The sequence below is a fragment of the Turicibacter bilis genome (assembly GCF_024499055.1).
GTDB lineage: Bacteria > Bacillota_I > Bacilli_A > MOL361 > Turicibacteraceae > Turicibacter > Turicibacter bilis.
The window spans coordinates 1,944,795-1,967,659 of record NZ_CP071249.1; the positions used below are offsets into that span (position 1 = coordinate 1,944,795).

At 35.1% G+C, this 22,865-nt stretch carries 23 protein-coding genes; 18 read left to right on the forward strand and 5 right to left on the reverse strand.

All coding sequences use genetic code 11. The annotated features are described in order from the left end of the window. Positions 1–3 precede the first annotated feature (3 nt). A complete protein-coding gene (locus J0J69_RS09365; RefSeq protein ID WP_055275503.1) occupies positions 4–561 on the forward strand; it encodes a hypothetical protein in 558 nt (185 codons plus the stop codon). Between the two features lie 39 nt (positions 562–600). Here the strand turns inward: J0J69_RS09365 and hflX are convergent, their stop codons facing one another. Further along, positions 601–1,866, reverse strand: a complete 1,266-nt coding sequence (gene hflX, locus J0J69_RS09370) for a GTPase HflX (RefSeq protein ID WP_055275505.1) — start codon at positions 1,864–1,866, stop codon at positions 601–603. Positions 1,867–2,098: 232 nt separating this feature from the next. On the opposite strand from hflX, the gene radA reads away from it, so the two are divergent. The 3 genes from radA to J0J69_RS09385 are packed head-to-tail and all read left to right on the forward strand — an operon-like array spanning position 2,099 to position 5,388. Further along, a complete protein-coding gene (gene radA, locus J0J69_RS09375; RefSeq protein ID WP_068759265.1) occupies positions 2,099–3,487 on the forward strand; it encodes a DNA repair protein RadA in 1,389 nt (462 codons plus the stop codon). Between the two features lie 32 nt (positions 3,488–3,519). Then, the gene (locus J0J69_RS09380) at positions 3,520–4,353 is read left to right on the forward strand and encodes a DUF4349 domain-containing protein (RefSeq protein WP_212724562.1); all 834 of its coding nucleotides are present in this window, start codon (positions 3,520–3,522) and stop codon (positions 4,351–4,353) included. A gap of 15 nt (positions 4,354–4,368) precedes the next feature. Continuing rightward, complete coding sequence (locus J0J69_RS09385) at positions 4,369–5,388, forward strand: DUF3221 domain-containing protein (protein ID WP_256637859.1); 1,020 nt, start codon at positions 4,369–4,371, stop codon at positions 5,386–5,388. Between the two features lie 32 nt (positions 5,389–5,420). Here J0J69_RS09385 and J0J69_RS09390 read toward each other — a convergent pair whose 3' ends face one another. Continuing rightward, positions 5,421–6,641: a cation:proton antiporter gene (locus J0J69_RS09390; protein WP_055305260.1), complete on the reverse strand. Its 1,221-nt coding sequence runs from the start codon at positions 6,639–6,641 to the stop codon at positions 5,421–5,423. 269 nt (positions 6,642–6,910) lie between these two features. Between J0J69_RS09390 and J0J69_RS09395 the strand changes: the two genes are divergently transcribed. The 4 genes from J0J69_RS09395 to J0J69_RS09410 all read left to right on the forward strand — a co-directional run bounded on the left by J0J69_RS09395 (position 6,911) and on the right by J0J69_RS09410 (position 11,666). Then, complete coding sequence (locus J0J69_RS09395) at positions 6,911–8,491, forward strand: FUSC family protein (RefSeq protein WP_212726170.1); 1,581 nt, start codon at positions 6,911–6,913, stop codon at positions 8,489–8,491. Between the two features lie 470 nt (positions 8,492–8,961). Then, a complete protein-coding gene (gene glpX, locus J0J69_RS09400) occupies positions 8,962–9,972 on the forward strand; it encodes a class II fructose-bisphosphatase (RefSeq protein WP_055243076.1) in 1,011 nt (336 codons plus the stop codon). A 60-nt stretch (positions 9,973–10,032) separates the two neighbouring features. Beyond that, positions 10,033–10,710: a 2-C-methyl-D-erythritol 4-phosphate cytidylyltransferase gene (gene ispD / locus J0J69_RS09405; RefSeq protein ID WP_055243073.1), complete on the forward strand. Its 678-nt coding sequence runs from the start codon at positions 10,033–10,035 to the stop codon at positions 10,708–10,710. A 185-nt stretch (positions 10,711–10,895) separates the two neighbouring features. Beyond that, positions 10,896–11,666 (forward strand): PepSY domain-containing protein, encoded by a 771-nt coding sequence (locus tag J0J69_RS09410; RefSeq protein ID WP_055243070.1) that lies wholly within the window; start codon positions 10,896–10,898, stop codon positions 11,664–11,666. Positions 11,667–11,779: 113 nt separating this feature from the next. Here J0J69_RS09410 and tnpC read toward each other — a convergent pair whose 3' ends face one another. After that, the gene (gene tnpC / locus J0J69_RS09415) at positions 11,780–13,210 is read right to left on the reverse strand and encodes an IS66 family transposase (protein ID WP_256637860.1); all 1,431 of its coding nucleotides are present in this window, start codon (positions 13,208–13,210) and stop codon (positions 11,780–11,782) included. A gap of 254 nt (positions 13,211–13,464) precedes the next feature. Between tnpC and J0J69_RS09420 the strand changes: the two genes are divergently transcribed. From J0J69_RS09420 to gltX, 5 genes are all read left to right on the forward strand, one after another. Then, positions 13,465–13,776: a PadR family transcriptional regulator gene (locus J0J69_RS09420; RefSeq protein ID WP_055243069.1), complete on the forward strand. Its 312-nt coding sequence runs from the start codon at positions 13,465–13,467 to the stop codon at positions 13,774–13,776. A gap of 7 nt (positions 13,777–13,783) precedes the next feature. Next, positions 13,784–14,281: a DUF1700 domain-containing protein gene (locus J0J69_RS09425; protein ID WP_055275518.1), complete on the forward strand. Its 498-nt coding sequence runs from the start codon at positions 13,784–13,786 to the stop codon at positions 14,279–14,281. Between the two features lie 17 nt (positions 14,282–14,298). Next, a complete protein-coding gene (locus tag J0J69_RS09430) occupies positions 14,299–14,490 on the forward strand; it encodes a hypothetical protein (RefSeq protein ID WP_055243067.1) in 192 nt (63 codons plus the stop codon). 18 nt (positions 14,491–14,508) lie between these two features. After that, a complete protein-coding gene (gene ispF / locus J0J69_RS09435) occupies positions 14,509–14,994 on the forward strand; it encodes a 2-C-methyl-D-erythritol 2,4-cyclodiphosphate synthase (RefSeq protein ID WP_055275520.1) in 486 nt (161 codons plus the stop codon). Positions 14,995–15,195: 201 nt separating this feature from the next. Then, entirely contained in the window at positions 15,196–16,632 is a 1,437-nt protein-coding gene (gene gltX, locus J0J69_RS09440; RefSeq protein WP_055243062.1) for a glutamate--tRNA ligase, read from the forward strand. A gap of 22 nt (positions 16,633–16,654) precedes the next feature. Here gltX and J0J69_RS09445 read toward each other — a convergent pair whose 3' ends face one another. Then, positions 16,655–17,842 carry an MFS transporter gene (locus J0J69_RS09445; RefSeq protein ID WP_055243059.1) on the reverse strand — a complete coding sequence of 396 codons (1,188 nt, stop codon included), beginning with the start codon at positions 17,840–17,842 and terminating at the stop codon, positions 16,655–16,657. A 183-nt stretch (positions 17,843–18,025) separates the two neighbouring features. On the opposite strand from J0J69_RS09445, the gene J0J69_RS09450 reads away from it, so the two are divergent. Then, positions 18,026–18,166, forward strand: a complete 141-nt coding sequence (locus J0J69_RS09450) for a hypothetical protein (RefSeq protein ID WP_172676261.1) — start codon at positions 18,026–18,028, stop codon at positions 18,164–18,166. A gap of 47 nt (positions 18,167–18,213) precedes the next feature. Here J0J69_RS09450 and J0J69_RS09455 read toward each other — a convergent pair whose 3' ends face one another. Then, positions 18,214–18,588, reverse strand: coding sequence for a RidA family protein (locus tag J0J69_RS09455; protein WP_055243058.1), 375 nt, complete (start codon positions 18,586–18,588; stop codon positions 18,214–18,216). A gap of 176 nt (positions 18,589–18,764) precedes the next feature. Here J0J69_RS09455 and ilvA point away from each other — a divergent pair, with 176 nt between their 5' ends. From ilvA to rlmB, 4 genes are all read left to right on the forward strand, one after another. Beyond that, the gene (gene ilvA / locus J0J69_RS09460) at positions 18,765–19,979 is read left to right on the forward strand and encodes a threonine ammonia-lyase (protein ID WP_082411201.1); all 1,215 of its coding nucleotides are present in this window, start codon (positions 18,765–18,767) and stop codon (positions 19,977–19,979) included. 63 nt (positions 19,980–20,042) lie between these two features. Further along, positions 20,043–21,383, forward strand: a complete 1,341-nt coding sequence (cysS, locus tag J0J69_RS09465) for a cysteine--tRNA ligase (RefSeq protein ID WP_212725737.1) — start codon at positions 20,043–20,045, stop codon at positions 21,381–21,383. A gap of 221 nt (positions 21,384–21,604) precedes the next feature. Further along, complete coding sequence (locus tag J0J69_RS09470; protein WP_055243087.1) at positions 21,605–21,997, forward strand: Mini-ribonuclease 3; 393 nt, start codon at positions 21,605–21,607, stop codon at positions 21,995–21,997. Next, positions 21,997–22,851, forward strand: coding sequence for a 23S rRNA (guanosine(2251)-2'-O)-methyltransferase RlmB (gene rlmB / locus J0J69_RS09475; RefSeq protein WP_082417956.1), 855 nt, complete (start codon positions 21,997–21,999; stop codon positions 22,849–22,851). Before J0J69_RS09470 ends, rlmB begins: the two co-directional genes overlap by 1 nt. Positions 22,852–22,865 lie beyond the last annotated feature (14 nt).

Sequence of the window (22,865 nt, forward strand, 5' to 3'; positions counted from 1 at the left end):
GGTATGGATGATCAGAAGATTAAATCAGCGATGAAGTTACAACTCGATTCACTTGAAATGGATAAACAACTAAAAGAAAAGACGTTGCGTTATATTATGAATGAGAAACCAATGCTAACGTCTCGATTAAGCTGGAGATGGATGAATAGTGGATTAGGATTCGTTGCTGTTTGTTTGATGGCATTTATTTTAATTCCAAAAGTGGAATCAACCAATCATTCATTAAACCTTATTTCTACCTTAAATGATGACTTGAGTGTCAATACTCGTCAGGTAGAAACTCCACTTGACACACTAAAAATGGTTATGGATCAACTAAATCTAACTTATAGGATTGGAACCCCTCATATTGAAACATCTTATACCGTAACACCAATCATCGTGGATGATGTTAAAGGTTACTATGTTGAATTATCCACAACTGTGGATAACTTTGATGTGTGTTCTCAAACTTCATTGCAAGTCATTCGATTAGGTGAAAAAAGTTTATTCTTGTATGCTGATATGCAGGATGAACTGGTTGAATCATTAATAGCAAATTACACCATTCTTTGTAGATAGGGTTATCCACAAATCCACAAGAGCAAAAAAACCACTCAACTAGTTGAGTGGTTTTACTTTATATTCAGCTAAGCGATGTGCATCATGCTCAGAACATTCAACGGTAATTAACGTTCCATTTTCTAAATACTCTGTGTCAAAAACATTCGCATGTTCATTTAGGTAAGAAACGAGATTTCCGCGATCGTAAGGAATTAAAAAGCTAGCTTTTACATAGTGTTGGAAAATGTGTGATTTAATACAATCGATTAAGGTATCAATATTCGTTAAGTTTTTAGCTGAAATACGAACGGCCTCTTTTGTACTAGGTGTGAATTCATCTTCGACAAGATCAGCCTTATTGTAGACATATACCATTGGAGTTTCTTTAACTCCTAATTCATCAAGCACTTTATTCGTGATTTCAATCTGAGTTTGGAACTCTGGATGTGATAAGTCTACCACGTGAAGTAATAAGTCAGCTTCTGTTACCTCTTCTAGTGTTGAACGGAATGCTTTGACTAACTGGTGAGGCAGTTTACTAACGAATCCAACCGTATCTGTTAATAAAAATTGTTTATTATCTGGTAGTTGAATGTGTCGAGTTGATGTTTCAAGTGTCGCGAACAGCATGTTTTTCTCGAAAACAGATTTTTCTGATTGAGCATTTGAAACAGTCAGTAAAGCATTCATTGTTGTTGACTTACCGGCATTCGTATAACCAACTAAAGCAACGACTGGCGTTGAGTTGCGTTTACGAAGTTTACGTTGATTTTGACGGGCAAGAACGAGAGAGTCTAATTCTTTGTTTAGTTTATGAACTTGTTCTTCAATACGACGACGATCAAGTTCTAATTTCTTTTCCCCTGGCCCTTTTGATCCGATTCCACCGGCTTGTCTCGATAAGGAAGCATTAAGTCCAATTAAACGAGGCATCATATATTTAAGCTGAGCCACTTCAACTTGAAGTTGTGCTTCACGCGTTTTAGCACGGCTTGCGAAGATATCTAAAATTAAAATTGTACGGTCAATGACTTTACATTGTAGTCCATGCTCAAGGTTACGAATTTGCGATGGGGATAATTCATCATTAAAGATGACAAGATTAGCATCATTTTGTTCAACAAGTAAAGCAACCTCGTCAACTTTTCCTGTTCCAATATAGCAAGCTGGGTTCACACGTTCAAGTTTTTGCGTTAGAACGCCAACGACTTGAACGGAGCATGCTTCAGCTAGATTTTTTAATTCTTCCACGCTATAGTCGAAATTTTTATCATTATTTAAATCGACTCCAACTAAGATGGCGCGTTGAATGATTTCTTCCATTTCATCACCTCAGGTCATATTTTCAAAAACTACTATAAGTTTACTAGAAAAAAGGTAAAATAGAAATATTATCGTAAATTTAAGTGAGTTTACTAGTCCTCATATAGTTTGATATCGCTCTATTATATTGTATGCGTTTGGATGAAAAAGATTTATCTCTTGCTAGGATATCTGATTGAGTTATGTGATAATTAAAGATAGAAATTAATATAGTTTATAAGGAGGGCATTTTATGGCGAAAGCAAGAACAAAAACATCATTTTTCTGTCAGCAATGTGGGACAGAAAGTTTAAAATGGGTCGGAAGATGTCCAGGTTGTGGCGAATGGAATACGATGGTGGAGGAATTAAAGCCCACAAAGGCAGAACAGCGCCGTGGCTTTGTAGCAAGTGAAAGTATGGCAAAACCTCAACGTCTACAAGAGATAGAAACAAAAGAGGAAGCACGTATTCAGACATCAATGAGTGAGCTTAACCGTGTTCTTGGTGGTGGAATTGTTCGTGGATCACTTGTTCTGTGTGGGGGTGAGCCTGGGATTGGGAAATCAACACTACTTTTACAAACGGCACAAGATTTAGCGCATAAAAATGTTCAAGTATTATATGTTTCAGGAGAAGAATCTGCTCGTCAAATTAAACTTCGTGCTGAGCGTTTAGGAGTAAGTAGCGAGCACTTATATATTTACGCAGAAACAGATTTAACTTTAATTGAACGTCAAATTCAACAGTTAAAACCAGAGTTTGTCATTATCGACTCGATTCAGACGATTCATATGCCAGAGGTAACATCGGCACCTGGGAGTGTCTCGCAAGTTCGTGAATGTACGGCCCAATTGATGAAAATTGCTAAAATTGGTGGAATTTCAGTCTTTATTGTCGGACATGTGACGAAAGATGGAAATATCGCTGGGCCACGTTTACTCGAGCATATGGTGGATACTGTCTTATATTTTGAAGGAGATCGTCATCATACGTATCGTATTTTACGAGCGGTTAAAAACCGATTCGGTTCAACGAATGAGATTGGAATCTTTGATATGAAAGAAGAGGGGCTTGATGAAGTGACGAATGCCTCAGAGGTCTTCTTAGAAGATCGCACGAAAGGATTACCAGGAACGGCGATTATGGCCTCAATTGAAGGAACACGTCCAATCTTAGTTGAGATTCAATCATTATTAACGCCGACTTCATTTGGTAATCCAAAACGAATGGCATCTGGAGTGGATCATAATCGTGTATCTTTGATTTTAGCTGTGCTTGAAAAACGTATGGGATTCTTCTTACAAAATCAAGATACATATGTAAAAGTAACTGGTGGTGTAAAGTTAGATGAACCGGCTGTCGATTTAGCGATTGTGGCAAGTATTGTTTCAAGTTATAAAGATAAGATGACGCCAAGTGGCGATGTATATATGGGAGAGGTTGGATTAACGGGTGAAATTCGACGTGTGTCTCGTATTGAAGAGCGTGTGAAAGAAGCGAAAAAACTTGGGTTTACGCGCGCAATTATTCCAAAGAAAAATATAGGTGGATGGACAGCTCCAAAAGGAATGGAGATTGTTGGGGTTGATACCATTTCGGATGCACTTAAAGCAATGTTTAAAGATGATTTGAAGTTCTAGTCGTAGCCAGCTTATTGAAGGGGGCGACGGATTTGGGAGTATGGAATTTTTTAAAGCGTGTCTTTTGGTTGATGATAACAGCAATTATGGTACTTATTCTTGTTAGTTTAATTCCATTATCATTTAAGGAAAGAATAGAAAGTGACGAAAGCGATGAGGTAATCCCATCGCTTTCGTCGTCATTAATCAATGATGAGTCATCTCAGACGTATTTTAATATTTCAATTAAAATGAATGTTTCACAAATTAGTGAGAGTTTATCACAATTAAATGTATTAGTTCAACAGGGATCGGGGACGGTGATGTCATCTAGTTTAGTAGCAATAGATCAAATGTTGGAAAGCTACATGGGTTCATGTATCTTAGAAATTGAGTCAACAGAGGTGGAAGAATTTTTACAGCAGGTTGAGCTCATAGGGCAAATTACTCAGATGGAGACATATACTAATAGTGAAGTCTTAGTAACGGAAGATATAGACAGTTGGTTGTCAAATTTAAGTATGCAGCAATCAAAATATCAGACACTCCTTTTGGAGGCAGAGACCGTTAGCGACATTATCAAACTGGAAGAAGAATTAGCACGAGTTCAAGTAGAGATGGATAAATGGTCTGCCTTGAAAGCTCAAGATGAAGTTGCGAGAAATAAGGTGACGATAGTCTTTGAACTGAAAGAGGGAGAAATCTATGATGATTCAAGATGGGGAGTTATGATTCAAAATGAGCTTTCGGTTCAATTAAATCGAATTATTCAAGTGACACGATGGCTAGTAGTTAAATTACTTGGGCTAGTTCCGTATGGCGTCATTTTATTCGTGTTGATCCTTATCATGCGATGTTTATTTAAGGGGCGTAAACGAAAACCATGAAAGAGGTGGTAAAGAGTGAAGAAATGGTTGGTTAGTGGGTGTGTACTACTCATCATCTTATTTGGATGTTTACAAATCTGGCAAGGTAAACATTCTATGACGATAGAGGGATTGGTTCTTCAAGTTGACCCAAATTCGGTATTATTATCTCAAAAAAAGGAGATTAGCTCAGAAGACTTAGTAAAGACGTATGAGGAATGGATGGATGGGGACTATGATGTCATTTTTGTTTCAAATGTCGAAGGTGTTGAAGTTGGAATGATATTACGTGTGATTATTGAAGAGACGATGACAACAAGTTATCCAGCCCAGACCCAAGCTAAATCATATGAGATTTTAAATCAGCTTCAAATTCCGACAGATGAATCTGATGAGATGATCATGGCTCCAGAAAATCCGTATAATCAAGAGTTACTTGATATTTTTCCTAAAATGGTCGATATGTATCAATTATTTAATGGATATGCGGAATATGGCCACTTTCAAACACTGAAAACAGCTCAAGAATGTGGTTCTGTCTTTCAGATCATATTTGATGGGATGATGACGGATGGGTATGGAGAAAGCGAATCTCGAGTATTCCAATTAACTTATGAAATTACCAATCAAGCCGTTATTGAACATATTTATAATGAAGATCCGTATAATCAGCTAAAAGATGAAAGACTATTAAATTCGATTATACCTAATAAAGTTTTATTAAAATTACCGCTTGAAGTCGGAAATAGTTGGACAGAAAAATTCAGTTATCAGGAGAAAGAGTATACAGCAATGACAGAGATTGTTCGGATTGACACGAATGAAGATGGAAAATTAACGTATGAAACATTGACAACCGTAGCAGGTATAGAGGGAGATTATAATGGATGTTATAAAGAAACTCGAGTATTTACTACCGGTAGCGGGATGACCTCGTTTAGTAGTTTCTTTGCATTTGAATCAACAGGCACGGATGATGAAGATTTCGAGCAGGCAGAAGATTTATATCTTTTTGGTTATTCATTATCGGCTGAAAATATTATTATTGAAGAATAAAAAAACGACCAAGTGACCTTGGTCGTTTTTGATTAAGCAATCGTCTGTTCAAAAGCTGGTTCGTTGTTAATGACACTAGATTTTTTAGAAAAGACTATTTTAAGTAGGACGGGAGTAATAACTGTTGTCACAACAACCATAATTACGATTGGTCCAAAGAAGACAGTTCCCATTAATCCAAAGGCTGAACCTTTACTAGCCACGATGAGGGCAACTTCTCCCCTTGAAACCATTCCTGTTCCAATTTGAATGGCTTCTTTAGTAGTATAGCGACACAGCTTAGCACCAAGTCCACAACCTAATATTTTTGTTAAGATAGCCATGATAACTAAAGCAACTGAGAAGGCGACTAAAGCCGGTGTCATTTCTGGAATAACAACTTTAATTCCGATACTTGCGAAGAAGATAGGTGATAATAACATATAAGCCGTCGTTTCAAAACGATTCATGATGTAATGTTTACGAGGTGTGTTTGATAAAACTAACCCTGCCATGAATGCTCCAGTAATATCAGCTACTCCGAAGAAATGTTCAGCACAGAATGATAATAATAAACAGAAGACGAATGATAAAACAACGAATCGTCTGAGATCCATATTATATCGGTTCATGCTGTGTTCCATTGCTCTAGAGAATAAGAATCCGGCAAATCCACCCACAATAAAGAATAATACGATTTTAATCAATACAAGTCCGATACTCACATCTGTACTTGTTGAACTTGTTACGACAGTTAAGGCGATGACTCCTAAAATATCATCGATGATGGCGGCACCTAAAATTGCATTACCAGCACGAGTATTTAATTTTCCGAGTTCTTTTAATGTTTCAACCGTAATACTCACCGATGTCGCAGTAAGAATAATTCCGATAAAGATATTTTGTAATAGCGGTGCAGCAGTTGCATCTGAGATTCCGCCTTTATTAAATATTGAAGCAAGAGCGAATCCACCAGCTAGGGGAATAATCATCCCTAGGATAGCAATCACAATCGAAGCTTTTCCTGTCTTTTTCAATTCTTTAATATCTGTTTCGAGCCCTGCCGTAAACATTAAAACAATCACGCCTAGTTCAGCAACTTGGAGAATAAAGTCTGTTTCATGTAAAATGTTTAAACAAGCCGGGCCGAGTAATAATCCTGCCAACAAGGCACCTACAACCTGTGGTAATTGAATTTTTTTAGTTAGTAATCCGAGTAGCTTTGTACTCATTAAAATTAAAGCAATGTCAAATAGAAATTCGTAAGACAACATTGTTTCTACTCCCTCCTAGTTTTTTCACATTGACAAATTATACTCTTATATACAATAATTTACAATTAAAAAGACAAATTAAAAGCGGTTTTATTTTGAAAATTTTACCGTTATTCAATATAATTAATTTTTGCTTTAATGATTATAATTTTTATGAAAAAATAAAAAATAGGCGAACCATTAATTTTCAGAGTTTAAAAATGATTTGACTTTCTAATTGTTGTCTGTTAAATTATTCAATATTAAATTTTTTGGGGGAAGGTGGTCTAGTGAAACAAAAATTTATTTCAAAGACAATTATGTTTATTTTAAATTTGGTCTTTGTCATGTTTTTTCAAAATATTTTTGGAGTGACTAATAAGATGGTTGGAATTGTTGTTTTAATCATTGGATTAGCTATTACTGAAAAAGACTTAACACAAAACTTAGGCGTGTTAACTATTGAATTATTGATCATTAATTTATTGATGGGAATTTTAAGTTATTTAACCTTATTAAATCCTATTCTAGGATTAGTAATTAATTTCTTCTTTATTTTTTATGTGACTTACGGTACCGTAGCAGGAAATAAAAAGCCGTATCATTTTTCTTTTATTTTAGGTTATTTATTTTTAACCCTGAATTCTCCTCCAACATTAAGTGAATTACCTGGACGTCTAGTTGCATTAACTGGCGGGACGTTTATGATTGTTGGATTACAATGGGTATTTAATCGAAATACTTACACTAACATTTTAAATACACAATTAGATAGGGTACTAACCTGTTTGCATCAGCGAATGGAACGAATCGTTGCAGGAGATAATCGTAGCTATCCAGAAGAGGCGATGTCGCTTCAAGATGGAGTCAGTCAATTTATGAAAGTAACATACGATAGACGAAGTTTTAAAGGGCCGTTAACGCCAGAAAGTATGTATCGCATAACTGAAATAATTGCATTTGAAAAAATGTATTATTTATTAGACGATGTAGCCCAAGATTATAAAGCAGGGCATATTGATAAAACAGTGCTTAATGAACTTTATACCTTTATTAAAGACCTACAAGAAGGAGATTTATCAGATGCCAACAAATTAATTAGTAAGTGGGAAAAGGACGCAATGCCCGTTTCAATCATTAATTTTAAAAAAGCAGTTCAAGTGTTACAGGGTGCCAAAAAGCAAGAATATCCTCTTTATAAGCAGGGATTATTAAAACAATTTGTCAAGGGAATTGATAAAGAGTCATATGCTTATAAATTTTCACTTCGATTAGCTATTTTAGTTGGACTTTCGTTATTTATTGTTCAATTATTTAATCTGACTTATGGACGTTGGTTTTGTTTTACTATTCTTGCCCTTGTTCAGCCAGGATTCGAGGAGAGTCGTCAGAAAACAATTTATCGATTCCTTGGGACCTTTGTTGGTGTTATTTTATTTATTATTTTAATTAGCGTATTTAAAAATGATTCCCAGCTAGCAATGATTGTTTTGGGTGCTTCTTATATTGGGACGTATATGAATCGTTATGATTTGAAGATGATTTTTATAACCGTTCAAGCTTTAGGGGCTGCTATTATTGGAACAACAGGATCTATTGTGATTGGAAATCGTGTTTTTTATCTTATCATTGGGGCTTTTGTGGCATATATCGGAAATAAATTCTTGTTTACTATTCGTGAACAGGAAGTTAGTCAACATTATTTGGACTTATATGAAAAAGATAAAAAGCATTTATTACTTGATCCAAAAGATTATCCTCATTCAATGATTGTTGAAGCTTATCATTTTCTACAAGTGGGACAAATAGAAAAAGAAAAATACCAAGAATGGTTAACGATTAGTTTTGATGCATTAGCTAAAGCTATTTAAAAAAAATCACCTCTTAATTTATTAGAGGTGATTTTTTTGTATGAAAGATAGGGAAGAAGTAAAAGTTATATAGAAACTGATCATTTTTTCACCTTTTTAGCATAAATTTTAATTGTCTGAATTTTTTAAAAGAGGTTCTATATGCCGTAACAGATATCTTTGATTCGTTAAAAACTAGATAAATAGTGTTCTACTAGTTTGTTAAAAAGATATTCTCTATGGCTACATCTGATAGATTAAAGTTTTGCTAAATGTTTTAGGAAGCGAAAATTAATTAGGCTTCTATAAAATGAGGAAATTTTAAGTAGTTGCGAAGGTCAGCCATTTGTAAGACAGTTTAGTGTTTTTGATGGATAAGATGACTGCGGTAAGATAGTGAAAATTGTTTCAGAAATCATCGAAAGTTCAGCAATAATTAACATTTTTTGATATAATGAGAGAGGAAATTTATCATTTAGGAGGGTTTCAACATGAGACGTGAATTAGCAATTGAGTTTTCTCGTGCCACTGAGGCAGCTGCTTTAGCAGGGTATAAATGGTTAGGACGCGGAGATAAGAACGCAGCAGATGGAGCTGCCGTACTTGCGATGCGTCACGTATTAAATGAGATTAATATTCGCGGTGAGATTGTCATTGGTGAAGGTGAAATCGATGAAGCGCCAATGTTATATATCGGAGAGCGTGTTGGAACTGGATTTGGTGATGATGTCGATATCGCAGTAGACCCAATTGAAGGAACACGTATGACAGCAATGGGACAAGCAAATGCGATGACAACGTTAGCCGTTGGAGAGAAAGGGTCATTCTTAAAAGCACCAGATATGTACATGGAAAAACTCATTGTTGGTCCAAAAGCAAAAGGTGTTATTGATTTAAATTTATCATTAGAAGAAAATATTCGTCGTGTAGCAGAGGCAGTAAACAAGCCATTATCAGCTTTGACAGTGATGACACTTGCTAAACCACGTCATGATGAGCAAATTAAACAAATGCAAGCTTTAGGTGTACGTGTGTTTGCGATTCCAGATGGAGATGTTGCTGCTTCAATCTTAACTTGTATGCCATTTAGTGAAGTTGATATGGTTTATGGAATTGGTGGAGCACCAGAAGGTGTTGTTTCAGCTGCTGTTATTCGTGCTTTAGATGGAGATATGCAAGGACGTTTAGTTTTACGTAAAGATGTTAAAGGTGAAACAGAAGAAAATATTCGTATGAGTAAAGATGAAGCACGTCGTTGCGATGAAATGGGTGTTAAACCAGGTCAAATTTTAAAATTAGAAGATATGGCAAAGAGCGATAACGTGATGTTCTCAGCAACAGGAATCACAAAAGGTGATTTATTAGAAGGAATTATTTGTGAAGATGGAATGGCAACAACAGAAACATTATTAATTCGTGGGAAATCTCGTACTGTTCGTCGTATTCAATCAGTTCACTATTTAGATCGTAAAGATGATCAAATTAAAGAGATTATTTTATAATTTTTAAAATGAAAGAGCTCCCACTGAAATGGGGGCTTATTTATTATCAGAGGTGTAAAGATGTATAGTGCAATAGTCTTAGCAGCGGGAATTGGAAGTCGTATGGGACTTGGATATAATAAAATGTTACATCAAATCAAAGGACAACCAGTTGTTGTTCATACGATAAAAAAGTTTTTAAATGATGTAACATGTGGACAAGTTGTTTTAGTTGTCAATGAATTAGAAATTGAAACGATGCAACAACTTTTAAGTGATGCCGGGGTAAAGAACCCTCGTATTGAAATCGTATCAGGTGGGTCAGAACGACAATATAGTGTCTATCATGGATTACAGGTTGTTCGTGAAGAAGTGGTGTTAGTTCATGATGGAGCACGTCCATTTGTGACACAACAAATGATTTCAGAATGCTTTGAATTAGCGAAAAAGGGTCATCCTTCAATTGTTGCTGTTCCAGTAAAAGATACGATGAAGCGTGTCGTAAATGGAGTAGTTGTTGAAACGCCAAATCGTGATGAGATGTACAGTGTTCAAACGCCTCAAGCCGCACCGACTGAGTTACTAAAAAAGGCTCATGAAGCTGCAAAAAAAACACATTTCTTAGGAACAGATGAAGCGAGTTTAATCGAAAAGTATACGGATATACCAGTTTGTGTCGTTAAAGGTGCTTATACAAATATTAAGTTAACGACACCAGAAGATTTATTAATGGCTGAACAATTATTAGTAGCTGAATAGATACAGCTACTTTTTTTAACACACTACTAGACAATATACAGTAGTGTTTGTTATACTACTAGTGTATAATGCATAATAGTTAATTTATAATTAGAGGATAAATTATAAAATACATAACTATTTAATACATAAAAAAGGTAAATTTTATAAAAATAATAATAATTCAATTTATAAGGAGGACTGTTATGAGAAAGACAGCGTTATATTCAATGTTATTAACTGGATTTGTTTTATTTGGATGCTCAGCAAACAACCAACCGGTTAATCCAACAACAAATTCAAATCCTAATACGAATATTAATACAACGAATCAAGCAAAAATTGATGAACAACAAGCAAAAGAAATCGCATTAAAAGAAGCCGGTGGCGGTCAAGTCACTGAATTTTCATATGATATGGATGATTATACGCCTAATTATGATATTACGGTTCTTAATGGAACGACTGAATATGAATATGAAATTAGCGCTGTTGACGGAAGTATCTTAAAAAGAAGTTTAGAAAATCATCCAACAGGAACGAACACGGTGACAATTGATGAAGCAAAGGTTAAAGAAATTGTAAATAATCAAGTAAAAGGAACAATTGTTAGTATCAAACTAGATCACGATGATGCTCGCTTAGTTTATGATGTGACAGTAGTTGATGAGACATATAAGTATGACTTTGAAATTAGTGCTGTTGATGGTAGTATTGTAAGTCAAGATAAAGAGTTAATTAACCAAGTTTCTAATTCAACGAATACGCAAGGAGTAACAATTGATGAAGCGAAAGCGAGAGAAATTGCTTTAAGTCAAGTCCCAAATGGAACTATTATTGAAATTTCATTTGACTATGAAATGGGTGTTTTAGTGTATGATGTGACGGTTGTTGAAGGAACAACAGAATATGATTTTGAAATCAGTGGTGTTGATGGAAGTATTATTTCAAGAAGTATGGATTCAACATTAGACTAATAAATATATAAAATAATGATATAAAAATGAAAAAATATTTGTAACTATTCAGCCTAGTAGAAAAGAGTATCACAAAAAGGAGTGCTCATTTAGTGAAGTACTCCTTGTGAATGTTATGAAAATTGAATCGTATTTCCCATTAAAATGGTTTCAATACTTTCGATAATATTTAATCCTTGCTTTTGACAAGTAGAGATGAAACCTCTGATTCGGGCGAAACAATGAGCACCTTTTTCTGTTCGGAAACATCCGGATATTTTTTGTTTAGTTTTAGTCATTCGGACATCACGCTCAGCTAAATTATTATCAAACGGAACTTCAACTTGATACAGAAATTCTAATACTTCTTCTTGTCGTTTCGATAAACGATTGAGTAATCGAACGGAATCCGTATTCTTTTCATGCAGTTTTAAAGGATTCTCACGGTAACCCTCTTCGATGATTTGTTGGTATCGTTTCTCAAACTCCTGTATTTTAGATAAGGGTAAAGGATATTCCGTCTCTTCTGAATAAGTTTTAGCTTCAAGTAATAATTTCGTCATGTTTTTTGCCCACTGTTGGTTCTCAAAATCGATGATTCCTTTAAACTCTCTTAAATGATGAACGTTACATAAAGCATGCGTACAATCATCATATTTAAAATACGGGGTCCAATGGTCATGGATGACGGTTCCTTTGAAAGAGGGAAGAATGCCATTGGCTTCAATTGCTTGAGAGCCACGCTTTTCATGAACAAAGTAATGCGTGAATTTTTGATTTGAAGTCACGTGAAGCCAGTGTCTCTTTCCATTGACATAACAGCCTGTTTCATCTAAATGAAGATGATTTGATGCCAAAAGATTTTCTTTGATTGAAGCTTCAGTCGTTTCTAATAACTCATCACATCGTTTCGTCATATTCACCAGTGTTCCTTGGCTGATGGTCGCTTTGAAAATATCTTGAGTCAATTGTTTCAGACGGTTGAAAGGAATCAATTGATAGTGACTGAAATAAGTTAATACACTTGTTAAATGTGGCCCATATTGTGTCGGTTGTGTGACATGTTTCGGAAATAGTCCTTCATTTTTAAAGTGACAGTTAGGACATACTTTAATTTGAGATTGATGCTCAGTGACTTGAAGCCTTAATCTCGGTAAATCAAAAACTTGACGTCGAATCGTTTTTTGAGGTTCAACGTTTTCTAAACAACACCCACACCCTCGGCAAATTTTCGGATGATGTGTGACGACATGATCCGGATCTTTTATCATTTTTAAGGTTGAACCTTGATGTCCGACTTGACCACCCGGTTTTTTATTTGAAGGTTGACGCAAACTTTTTGTCTTTTTAAAACCATCGGTTGAGGGAGGCAAACTACTGTTTTGACTTGTTTTATTTGATTGTTTTTCAAGTTTTTTAAGGCGAGCATCTAAATCTGAAATGATTTTATTTTGTTTCTCAATCGTTTGAGATAAATCAGAGATTTGAGTGGAAAGTCCTTGAACTAAAGTAATGACGGATTGAATTCCTTCATGATAAACTTTGATGATTTCAGATTCTGACATAAGATGACACCTTCTTCTAAAGTTGGAATAGTAAGGATATTATAACGTAAATCTTATAAATAGGTAAGTTATTCACGAGAGCTACATATCATTAACAAAACCACCAATAAACGGAATTCGTTTACTTGGTGGCTGAATAGTTACAAATATTTTAAATTTAATGGACTTGTGTTATCATATCACAAGTCTTTTTGATAGATAACTTATTCAAAGGGAGGTTAGAATAGCAGCTTATTGTTGTTAGGAGATGGATTATGAATGCACAGTATAAGAAGGGTGTTTTAGAGCTATGTGTTTTAAAATTAATTCAACAAGATGATTTATATGGTTATGAAACAGTTCAGAAAGTTTCATTTTATATAGAGGTCACAGAAAGTACGATATATCCATTGTTAAGAAGATTAACGAAAGAAGGATATTTAAGTACGTATAATAGAGAATCGAATGAAGGCCCTCCACGTAAATATTATTCAATGACAGTTGAAGGGGAAGTTTATTTGGCAACATTAATAAGAGAATGGGATCAGATGGTAGATTCTGTTCAACGTTTATTGAAAGGAGTGTGATTAATTAATGAATGTTCTTAATCAATGGTTAGAAGAGTTATATCAAGAGTTACAGGGAATTTCAGAAGATGATCGTAAAGATATTTTAGAATCTTACGAGGAACAAATTAATGAAATGATTGACTTAAAGATCAATGAACGTGAAATCTTATCTAAACTAGGGTCACCTAAAAAAGTTGCACAGGAGATTAAACAATCATTTACTGATACAGAGACTGTATCCGCACAAAACAAGCAGATTGTTTTTAATATAAGAGAGAAAACAAACGATGATGTAATTAAAAAGGCAATTTTTATTGTTGTTTGCATTATCTCATTGTTTGTCTCACTATTCTTTTTAATTACTGCTCTTCGCTTAATTATTGGAGGTTTTTTACTATTCCAGTTATCGGCAGGACTTATGATTGCGATATTAGGATTAGGTTTATTGTTTTTAAATATTGGAATTGCCTCAATCTATATTGGTTACTTGGGATATAAGCGAATTAGTGAAAAATTAGATTAAGAAAGTTGGTGACTTACATGCGAAAGAAGGGTTTAGAACGTTATTTAATTATTTCTAGTATTGCATCTATTGTGATTATTGTAGTTAGCTTTGTATCAGCCACTTTTTATAATCCAACAATTAAACAAAGTCTTCAATATGGGGCTGTTTCTGAGTTAATTGAACAATATTCACTAGGTTTAATTGATTTAGAGGATTTATTTGATTAACAGGAAGGAGAGATAAGGATGATTCGAATTGGACATTCAACGGATATTCATCAACTAGTCGAAGGACGAAAGCTAATTTTAGGTGGAGTTGAAATTGAGCATACGAAAGGACTTCTAGGTCATAGTGATGCAGATGCGCTTTGTCATGCGGTAACAGAAGCCATTATTGGTGCTTTAGCGAGAGGTGATATCGGTGCGCATTTTCCAGATACTGACCCACAATATAAAGGAGCTGATTCACGTGTCTTACTTCGCGGGGCGAAAGCGATGATGGATGAAGCTGGATATGTTCTTGGGAACTTAGATGCAACGATTTATGCAGAGCGCCCTAAAATGCGACCACACATTGATGCGATGCGTGCAAATTTGGCAATAGATTTAGACGCTAATTTGGATCAAGTCAATGTTAAAGCAACTCGTGGTGAGAAATTAGGCTTCGTTGGGCGTGAAGAGGGAATTGCAGCTGAATGCGTGGTCTTATTATTTAAAAAAGGTGCCAATTAATCAAGGTTTAACATGATTTTAACAAGAACTTCATTTTTTAATGTTTAGTGCCTGTTATACTAAAGAGGTGAAACTCCTTATAAGAGATTGAAAGCTAAAGGTTGACTTTAGCTTTTTTTCTGTGAAAATATTTAATATTTTGTTTCAATCGTATATAATATGAAAAGAATAAAAGTAGTATTTTAATTAGGAGGCAAGATTATGACAGTTCGTGTTCGTTATGCACCAAGTCCAACAGGATTTTTACATATCGGAAATGCTAGAACGGCATTATACAATTATTTATTTGCTAAACACCACGGTGGAGATTTTATCTTACGTATTGAGGATACTGACATTGAACGTAACGTAGAAGGTGGAGAAGAATCTCAAATGAACTACTTACGTTGGTTAGGTATTGAATGGGATGAATCATTTGATGTTGGTGGGGAGTATGGACCATATCGCCAATTAGAGCGTTTAGATATTTACCGTAAATATGTAGATGAGTTAATCGAAAAAGGATTAGCTTATAAATGCTATTGTACAAGTGAGGAGCTTGAGGCAGAACGCGAAGCAATGTCAACTCATGGCCATGATAATATTCATTACTCTCGTCGTTGTTTAAATGCAACAGGTGAAGAATTAGCTGAGTTAGAGGCACGTGGAGAATATGTTGTTCGTATTAAAGTTCCTGAAAATGAAGTTTATACGTTCAATGATATCGTTCGTGGTGAAATCTCATTCAACTCAGAAGACTTCGGTGACTGGGTCATTATGAAAAGTAATGGAATCCCAACTTACAACTTTGCCGTTGTTGTGGATGACTATTTAATGAAAATCACTCACGTGTTCCGTGGAGAAGAACATATTACAAATACACCCAAACAAATGATGGTTTATCGTGCTTTTGGATGGGATGTACCAACATTTGCTCACATGACATTAATCGTTAATGAAAATGGTAAGAAATTATCAAAACGTGATAAAGATACTGTTCAATTCATTGAGCAATATGCAAACATGGGATACTTACCAGAAGCATTATTCAACTTCATTGCTTTATTAGGATGGTCTCCAGGAATCGAAGAAGAAATTTTATCTCATGAACAATTAATCGAATTATTCGATGAAAAACGTTTATCTAAATCACCTTCAACATTTGATAAAGCTAAATTAGCTTACATCAATAACCGTTATATCAAAGCTTTAGAAGCGGAAGAGTTATTAGAATTATGTATGCCTCACTTAGTTGAAGCGGGAATTTTAGAAGGACGCACACATCAATGGGCTGTTGAATTAGTTTCTTTATTCCACGATCGTTTATCATACGGTGCTGAAATCGTTGACTTATACGATGAATTCTTCTCAGAAGAATTAACATTAGATGAAGAAGCACAAGCATTTATTGCTCAAGAAGGTGTTGCTGATACATTAAAAGCATTCAAAGAACAATTAGAAGCTTTAGAAGATTTCACTGCTGAAGGAATCCAAGCAGCTGTTAAAGCAGCTGGAAAAGCAAGCGGAGCTAAAGGGAAAATGTTATTCATGCCTTGCCGTATTGCAACAACAGGACAAATGCATGGTCCAGATTTACCAAAAGCTTTAGCCTTATTAGGAAAAGACACAGTTATTTCTCGTATTGAGAAATTTATCTAATATAAGACAAAAAAACCTCAGATTAAGTCTGAGGTTTTTTTGACCTTAAAGAAATTAATAAGAAAATCGAATAGAGAACGGTTAAAGCAAAGTACGTTACCCAAACTAAGGTATAGTTTAAGTGATCAGCAATAAATCCTGAAATCATTGGCCCTAGTGCGCCACCAAATGTGAAAATCATATTAATAAATCCTAGATGCATCGCATAGTGCTCTTTACCAAACAAAGCACTGGTTCCATAAGATGGAAGCATTGAGGGAAGGCATAAGCACAGTCCAAACAAAGCTGCGAAAACAAACAATAAAGGTGCGAATGCACCATAAATTAAACAAATGTAACTCAAAAGACTCATTGATACAAAAATGATAATAGAGTTGCGTAAGTTTAATTTATCGAAAACATACCCGCCAATTAAGTTGCCTAATAAAGCAAAAATGGCTTGTGTTGAACCGACATTTGCATTAAACGTTAAGGGGTGACCGAGGTGAGTTAAATAAGGTTGGATATGCATTTTAGTTCCTGAAATATTGACGCCAAGTAAAAATAAGCCCAAAGCGAATAGAATCAATTGCATGCTCCAGTGAATATCCTTATAGGAGATTTTCTCTTTCTTTTTAGCTTCTATCGTTGTATCAGGGGGCATTTTCATCACAAAAAGGGTAAGTGGGAGACAAACAACTAAAATAATCAAACCTAAGATGGCATAAGTTTCTTGATAAGAAAGATCAGTTAGCATTCTTGAAACAATTTGCATCCAAATGAATGATCCTGTTCCCGCACCTGCCATCGCAATTCCAAGTGCCATCCCTTTTTTATCTTCAAACCAGTGTGTTATAGCAGTCGAAATAGGAATGACTGTTAAACACGATGTTCCGATTCCAACAATAACAGCAATCACATAGAACATCCAAATCTGAGTGGCCAACGAATAACAGAAAAAGCCGCCACCGGCTAGAATCGCACCTAGTGACATGATAGCTTTAAGTGGAACTTTCGAAATTAGTTGACCAATGATAGGAGACATCAAGGCTGTTGTAATGGCACCAATCGTAAACACAAAGGAAAACGATGAAATCGAAAGTCTTAAATGCTTCGTCACAGGATCGATAAATAAAGACGTAATGTTATTGATAATACTGAATGAAACAGCCATGATTAAAAAACAAGCGGCTAAGACTAGATATTTACGAAATTTAAGTCTATTTGACATATATTAACCTCCAAATCTAGTGTCTTCATTAGGATTAGATTCTTGGAGGGAATTTATGTAGAAAACATCTAAAAGTAAGGGATGTCATTGAAAATTCTTTTTTAATTTATCAAAAGTGAATATCTTATTAGAAGGGTGAGTATATATGAGGTAGTTTTAAAAAAATTGAGGGGAGAGAATAAGATGAATTTAATAGGTGGACTGTTTACCTCTATCATTGGATTAGGAGTATTAGGTTTGATTGTTTGGTTTTGGGTGTTAGTCTTTACTGCTTTAGTCAGAGCTAATCAAGCATTAAAACTATATATTGAAAAGAATAAATAAGTTATCCACAGAACCAAAAAAGGAACCGTTTGACGGTTCCTTTTAAATTATTTAACAGCAATTGCTTCAATTTCGATTTTGGCATCACGTGGTAAACGAGCCACTTGCACACAAGCACGAGCAGGTTTATGTTCAGAGAAATATTGCCCATAAACCGTGTTAACCACAGCGAAATCATTCATATCTGCTAAGAAGATTCCGCATTTCACAACATTTTCTAAACCATATCCCGCTTCTGTTAGAATCGCTTGAATATTTTTTAAACATTGATGTGCTTGAGCTTCGATCTCATCAGATACAAATTCCATCGTTTGTGGATCAAGTGGGATTTGACCAGAGATATATAATGTTCCATTTGCTTCAATGGCTTGAGAGTAAGGTCCAATGGCTTGAGGGGCATTTGGTGTTGCAATAACTTTCATTTGATTTCCTCCTTGAGTATGATTGGGATTTTTAAATGCACTTATCATTTTCATTATAACATATCCATATAATGGTTTTAAGAGTTATGATTCGATATATTGTGTGATACAATAAAGATAAATTATAAGTGGAAAATATAGGATGAATGATAAGTGGTTTAATGGAGGGAATTGAAGTGGAAACTGTAACATTTCAAATGATAGTAGAGGCGGCAAGAAACTTTAGAAATATTATTAAAGAGACTGATTTTTGTTACTCTGAATCTTTAAGCGATTTAACAGGAGGAGAAGTTTATTTAAAATTAGAAAATCTTCAACAATCAGGATCATTTAAAATTCGAGGCGCTTATAATAAAATGATTCATTTATCAGATGAAGAAAAAGCTTGTGGAGTTGTTGCGTCAAGTGCGGGTAATCACGCACAAGGTGTTGCGATTAGTGCAACTAAGCTAGGAATTAAATCAACGATTGTCATGCCTAAGAGTGCGCCATTTGCAAAAATTTATGCGACACGTAAATACGGGGGTGAGGTTGTTTTAGAAGGAGAAGTTTACGATGAGGCTTATCAAAAAGCATTAGAAATTAAAGAAGCAACTGGGGCAACGTTTGTTCATCCCTTTAATGATCCTTATGTTATTGCAGGTCAAGGAACGATTGGACTTGAACTTTTAAAGGAGCAACCTGATTTAGATGTTATTTTAGTACCAATTGGTGGGGGAGGGATTGCGTCAGGGATTGCTTTAGCCGTTAAGAGCATTAATCCAAATATTAAAGTCATTGGCGTTCAAACAAAGAATGCCCCTTCAATGTATGAGTCAGTTCGAAGTGGTCATATTGAATCAATTCCTGTAAATAAGACGATTGCAGATGGGATTGCGGTTGGGAGACCCGGTGATTTAACGTTTCCTTTAATTCAACAATACGTTGATGAGATTGTGACTGTATCAGAAACAGAAATTTCGCAAGCCTTTTTATTGTTACTCGAGAATTGTAACCTTGTTTGTGAAGGAGCGGGTGCTGTTTCAGTTGCTGCTATGCTTTCAGGTCAGTTAGATCTTAAAGGTCAGAAAGTGGGTGCTGTTCTTTCTGGAGGAAATATTGATATTAACCTAATTGAAAGTATCATTAATCATGCAATGATTGCGACTGGACGACGAACAGAAATTAAAGTGTCCATTAATCATAAGCCCGGAGAATTAAGTGCCTTTTTAAACACAATCGCCGAAGAATTAGGGAATGTGGTAGTCATTCGTCAAAGTCGTCATCGAGAAGGTGTATCAATGTATGACTTAGAAGTGACAGTTGTTGTTGAAACACTAGATGTTGAGCATAAACAACGCTTAATTCAAAAACTGATTGAAACAGGATATGAGATTGAGTATACTAACTAGCCATTTTAATCGAAATATATTAAAATGAAGATAACATCTAGAAAGATAGGAGTTGGACTCACAATGTTAATTTATAATACGTATACGCGTGAGAAAGAAGAATTTAAACCGATTGAAGAAAATAAGGTAAAAATGTATATTTGTGGACCAACCGTGTATAACTATATTCACATTGGAAATGCACGTCCTGTATTATTTTTCGACTTAGTTCATCGTTATTTTAAATATTTAGGATATGAGGTTGAGTTTGTTTCAAACGTAACAGACGTGGATGATAAAATTATTAACCGTGCCATTGAAGAAGAAGTAACTGAAGCAGAGATTGCTGAAAAATATTTAAATTACTTTTTAGAATGTAATCAGCTATTAAATGCTTTACCATTCACTTCAATGCCAAAAGTAACTGAAAATATGGATGAGATGATTCAGTTCATTCATGAATTAGTTGAGCGTGGATTTGCTTATGCGGTTGATGGAGATGTGTACTTCCGTATTGATAAAGTACGTGAGTATGGTCAATTATCAGGAAAGAAAATTGAAGAGTTAGAAGTTGGAGCTCGTATCGCAGAAGATTCTAAAAAAGAGAACCCATTAGACTTTGTGTTATGGAAAAAAACTGATAAAGGAATCACATGGGATTCGCCTTGGGGTGCGGGACGCCCAGGTTGGCATACGGAATGTGTGGTTATGATCGGAAAAGAATTTGGCGGTAAGATTGATATTCATGGTGGCGGAACAGACCTTCAATTCCCTCATCATGAAAATGAAATTGCTCAATCAATCTGTATGAATGGTCATAGCTTAGCAAATTACTGGATGCATGTGGGACGTTTAGGTTTAAATAACGAAAAAATGAGTAAGTCTTTAGGAAATGTGATTAATGTTAAAGATTTAATTGAAGCAATTGATGCGAATGCCTTCCGTTTATTCATGTTATCGGTTCATTATCGTCAACCAATTAACTACACAGAAGAAAATATTCAGTTAGCAGTGAAAGAGTGGCAAAAAATTAAATCAACGTTTGAACAATTACACTTAAAACTTGATTTAGCCGAAGCATTAGAGGTGGAAGGAGAGGTCGTTCCTGAGATTGAAGATTTAATGCAACAATTTACAGCAGCACTTGAAGATGACTTCAATACATCAAATGCGATTACAAGTTTATACGGTGTGATTAAAGAAATTAATAAAATGACACGTGCAAAAGCAAGTGATGCAGCTTGTAAATATGCCTTAATGACACTTCAAAATATGGCTTATATTTTTGGATTTGATTTAAGTAAGAAACGTTTAACTTTAGAAGAGCGCAAGTTAATGAAAGCTTGGGAAGAAGCACGCAAAGCGAAAGACTTTACGAAAGCAGATGAGCTAAGAGCACAATTACAGGCTTTAAATGTTTTATAAAATGAGATATGATAATAAGGATTCCATTCGAAAGGATGGAGTCTTTTTTATTGAATTTAAGAAAAGAGTTCATGTTTAGTGCCATTTATTAGAAGAGAAGATTAGAGTTTTTCGTAGAAATGACTCGAATTCGTGAAAGTCACGGTTTGAATTGGCTTTTTCGTTAAAAGATAATGATTTAGTGTATAATAATGACGATATTAGAAAAGGCGCGTGAGAAGATGGAAGTAAATCAAATGAATAGTACGATGTTAGCCTTTGTTGGAGATTCGTACTATGACTTAAAAGTTCGTGAGATGCTTTGTAGACGTGGGATTAATAAACCAAATCGTCTGCATCAATTAGCAGTCAAATATGTTTCTGCTCATGCACAAGCCACGACTTTAGCTTATTTAATAGAACAAAATCTCTTAACAGAGAAGGAATTAGAAGTGGTTAAAAAAGGACGTAATACGAAAAGTCGTTCCGTTCCTAAAAATACGGATGTGTTAACTTATACCCATTCAACAGCGTTTGAAGCGTTAATTGGGTATTTATATTTAACGGAACAAGCACAACGATTAGATGAAATCGTGTCTTATAGTATCGAATTTAAAGATGGGGTGACAAACTAATGGCGAAACCAGTAAAAGGTGCGAAAAAAGATAAAGCATCAAAACGTGATTACAAACAAGCTCCTAAAAAAGAAGGAAAAGCTATTTCTAAAAAAGATAGCAATCGTGAAGTTATTTACGGAAAAAATACGGTGAATGAAGTATTAGAATCAAAACGCAAAGTCTTTGAAGTGATTGTTACTGATGCGGTTGCTCAACATGATGCGGGATTAATGGAATTAGTGGAGAAACAAAACATTTCTTGCAAAGTATTACCTAAGCAAAAGTTTGAGCAAATGGCTAAAGATAAATATGATGTTAAAGGAAATCATCAAGGTGTCTTAGCAATCGTTGAGCCATATGCATACATGCCTTTAAATGATTTAATCAAAAAGGCCACTCAAAAAGAAGAACCCGCGTTCATTCTGATTTTAGATGGTCTTGAGGATCCACATAACTTAGGAGCGATTTTACGTACGGCTGATGCATCAGGTGTAGATGGAATTATTATTCGTAAAGACCGTTCAGTTGGATTAACAAGCACTGTTGCTAAATTATCAACGGGTGCTATTGAGCACGTCCCAGTGGCTTGTGTGGCTAACTTAACAGTAGCAATTAACCAGTTAAAGGAAGCGGGACTTTGGATTGCTGGAACTGATGCGAGTGAAGCACAAGATTACCGCACACTAGATGCTAGTTTACCGTTAGGTTTAGTCATCGGGAGTGAAGGAAAAGGAATGAGTCGTTTAGTACGTGAAGCGTGTGATTTCAAAGTTTATCTTCCAATGCGTGGTCACGTTACTTCGTTAAATGCATCAGTGGCAGCTGCCTTATTAATGTACGAAATTTATAATAAACGCAATCCTATTAAATAGTGTCTTAGGAGGAA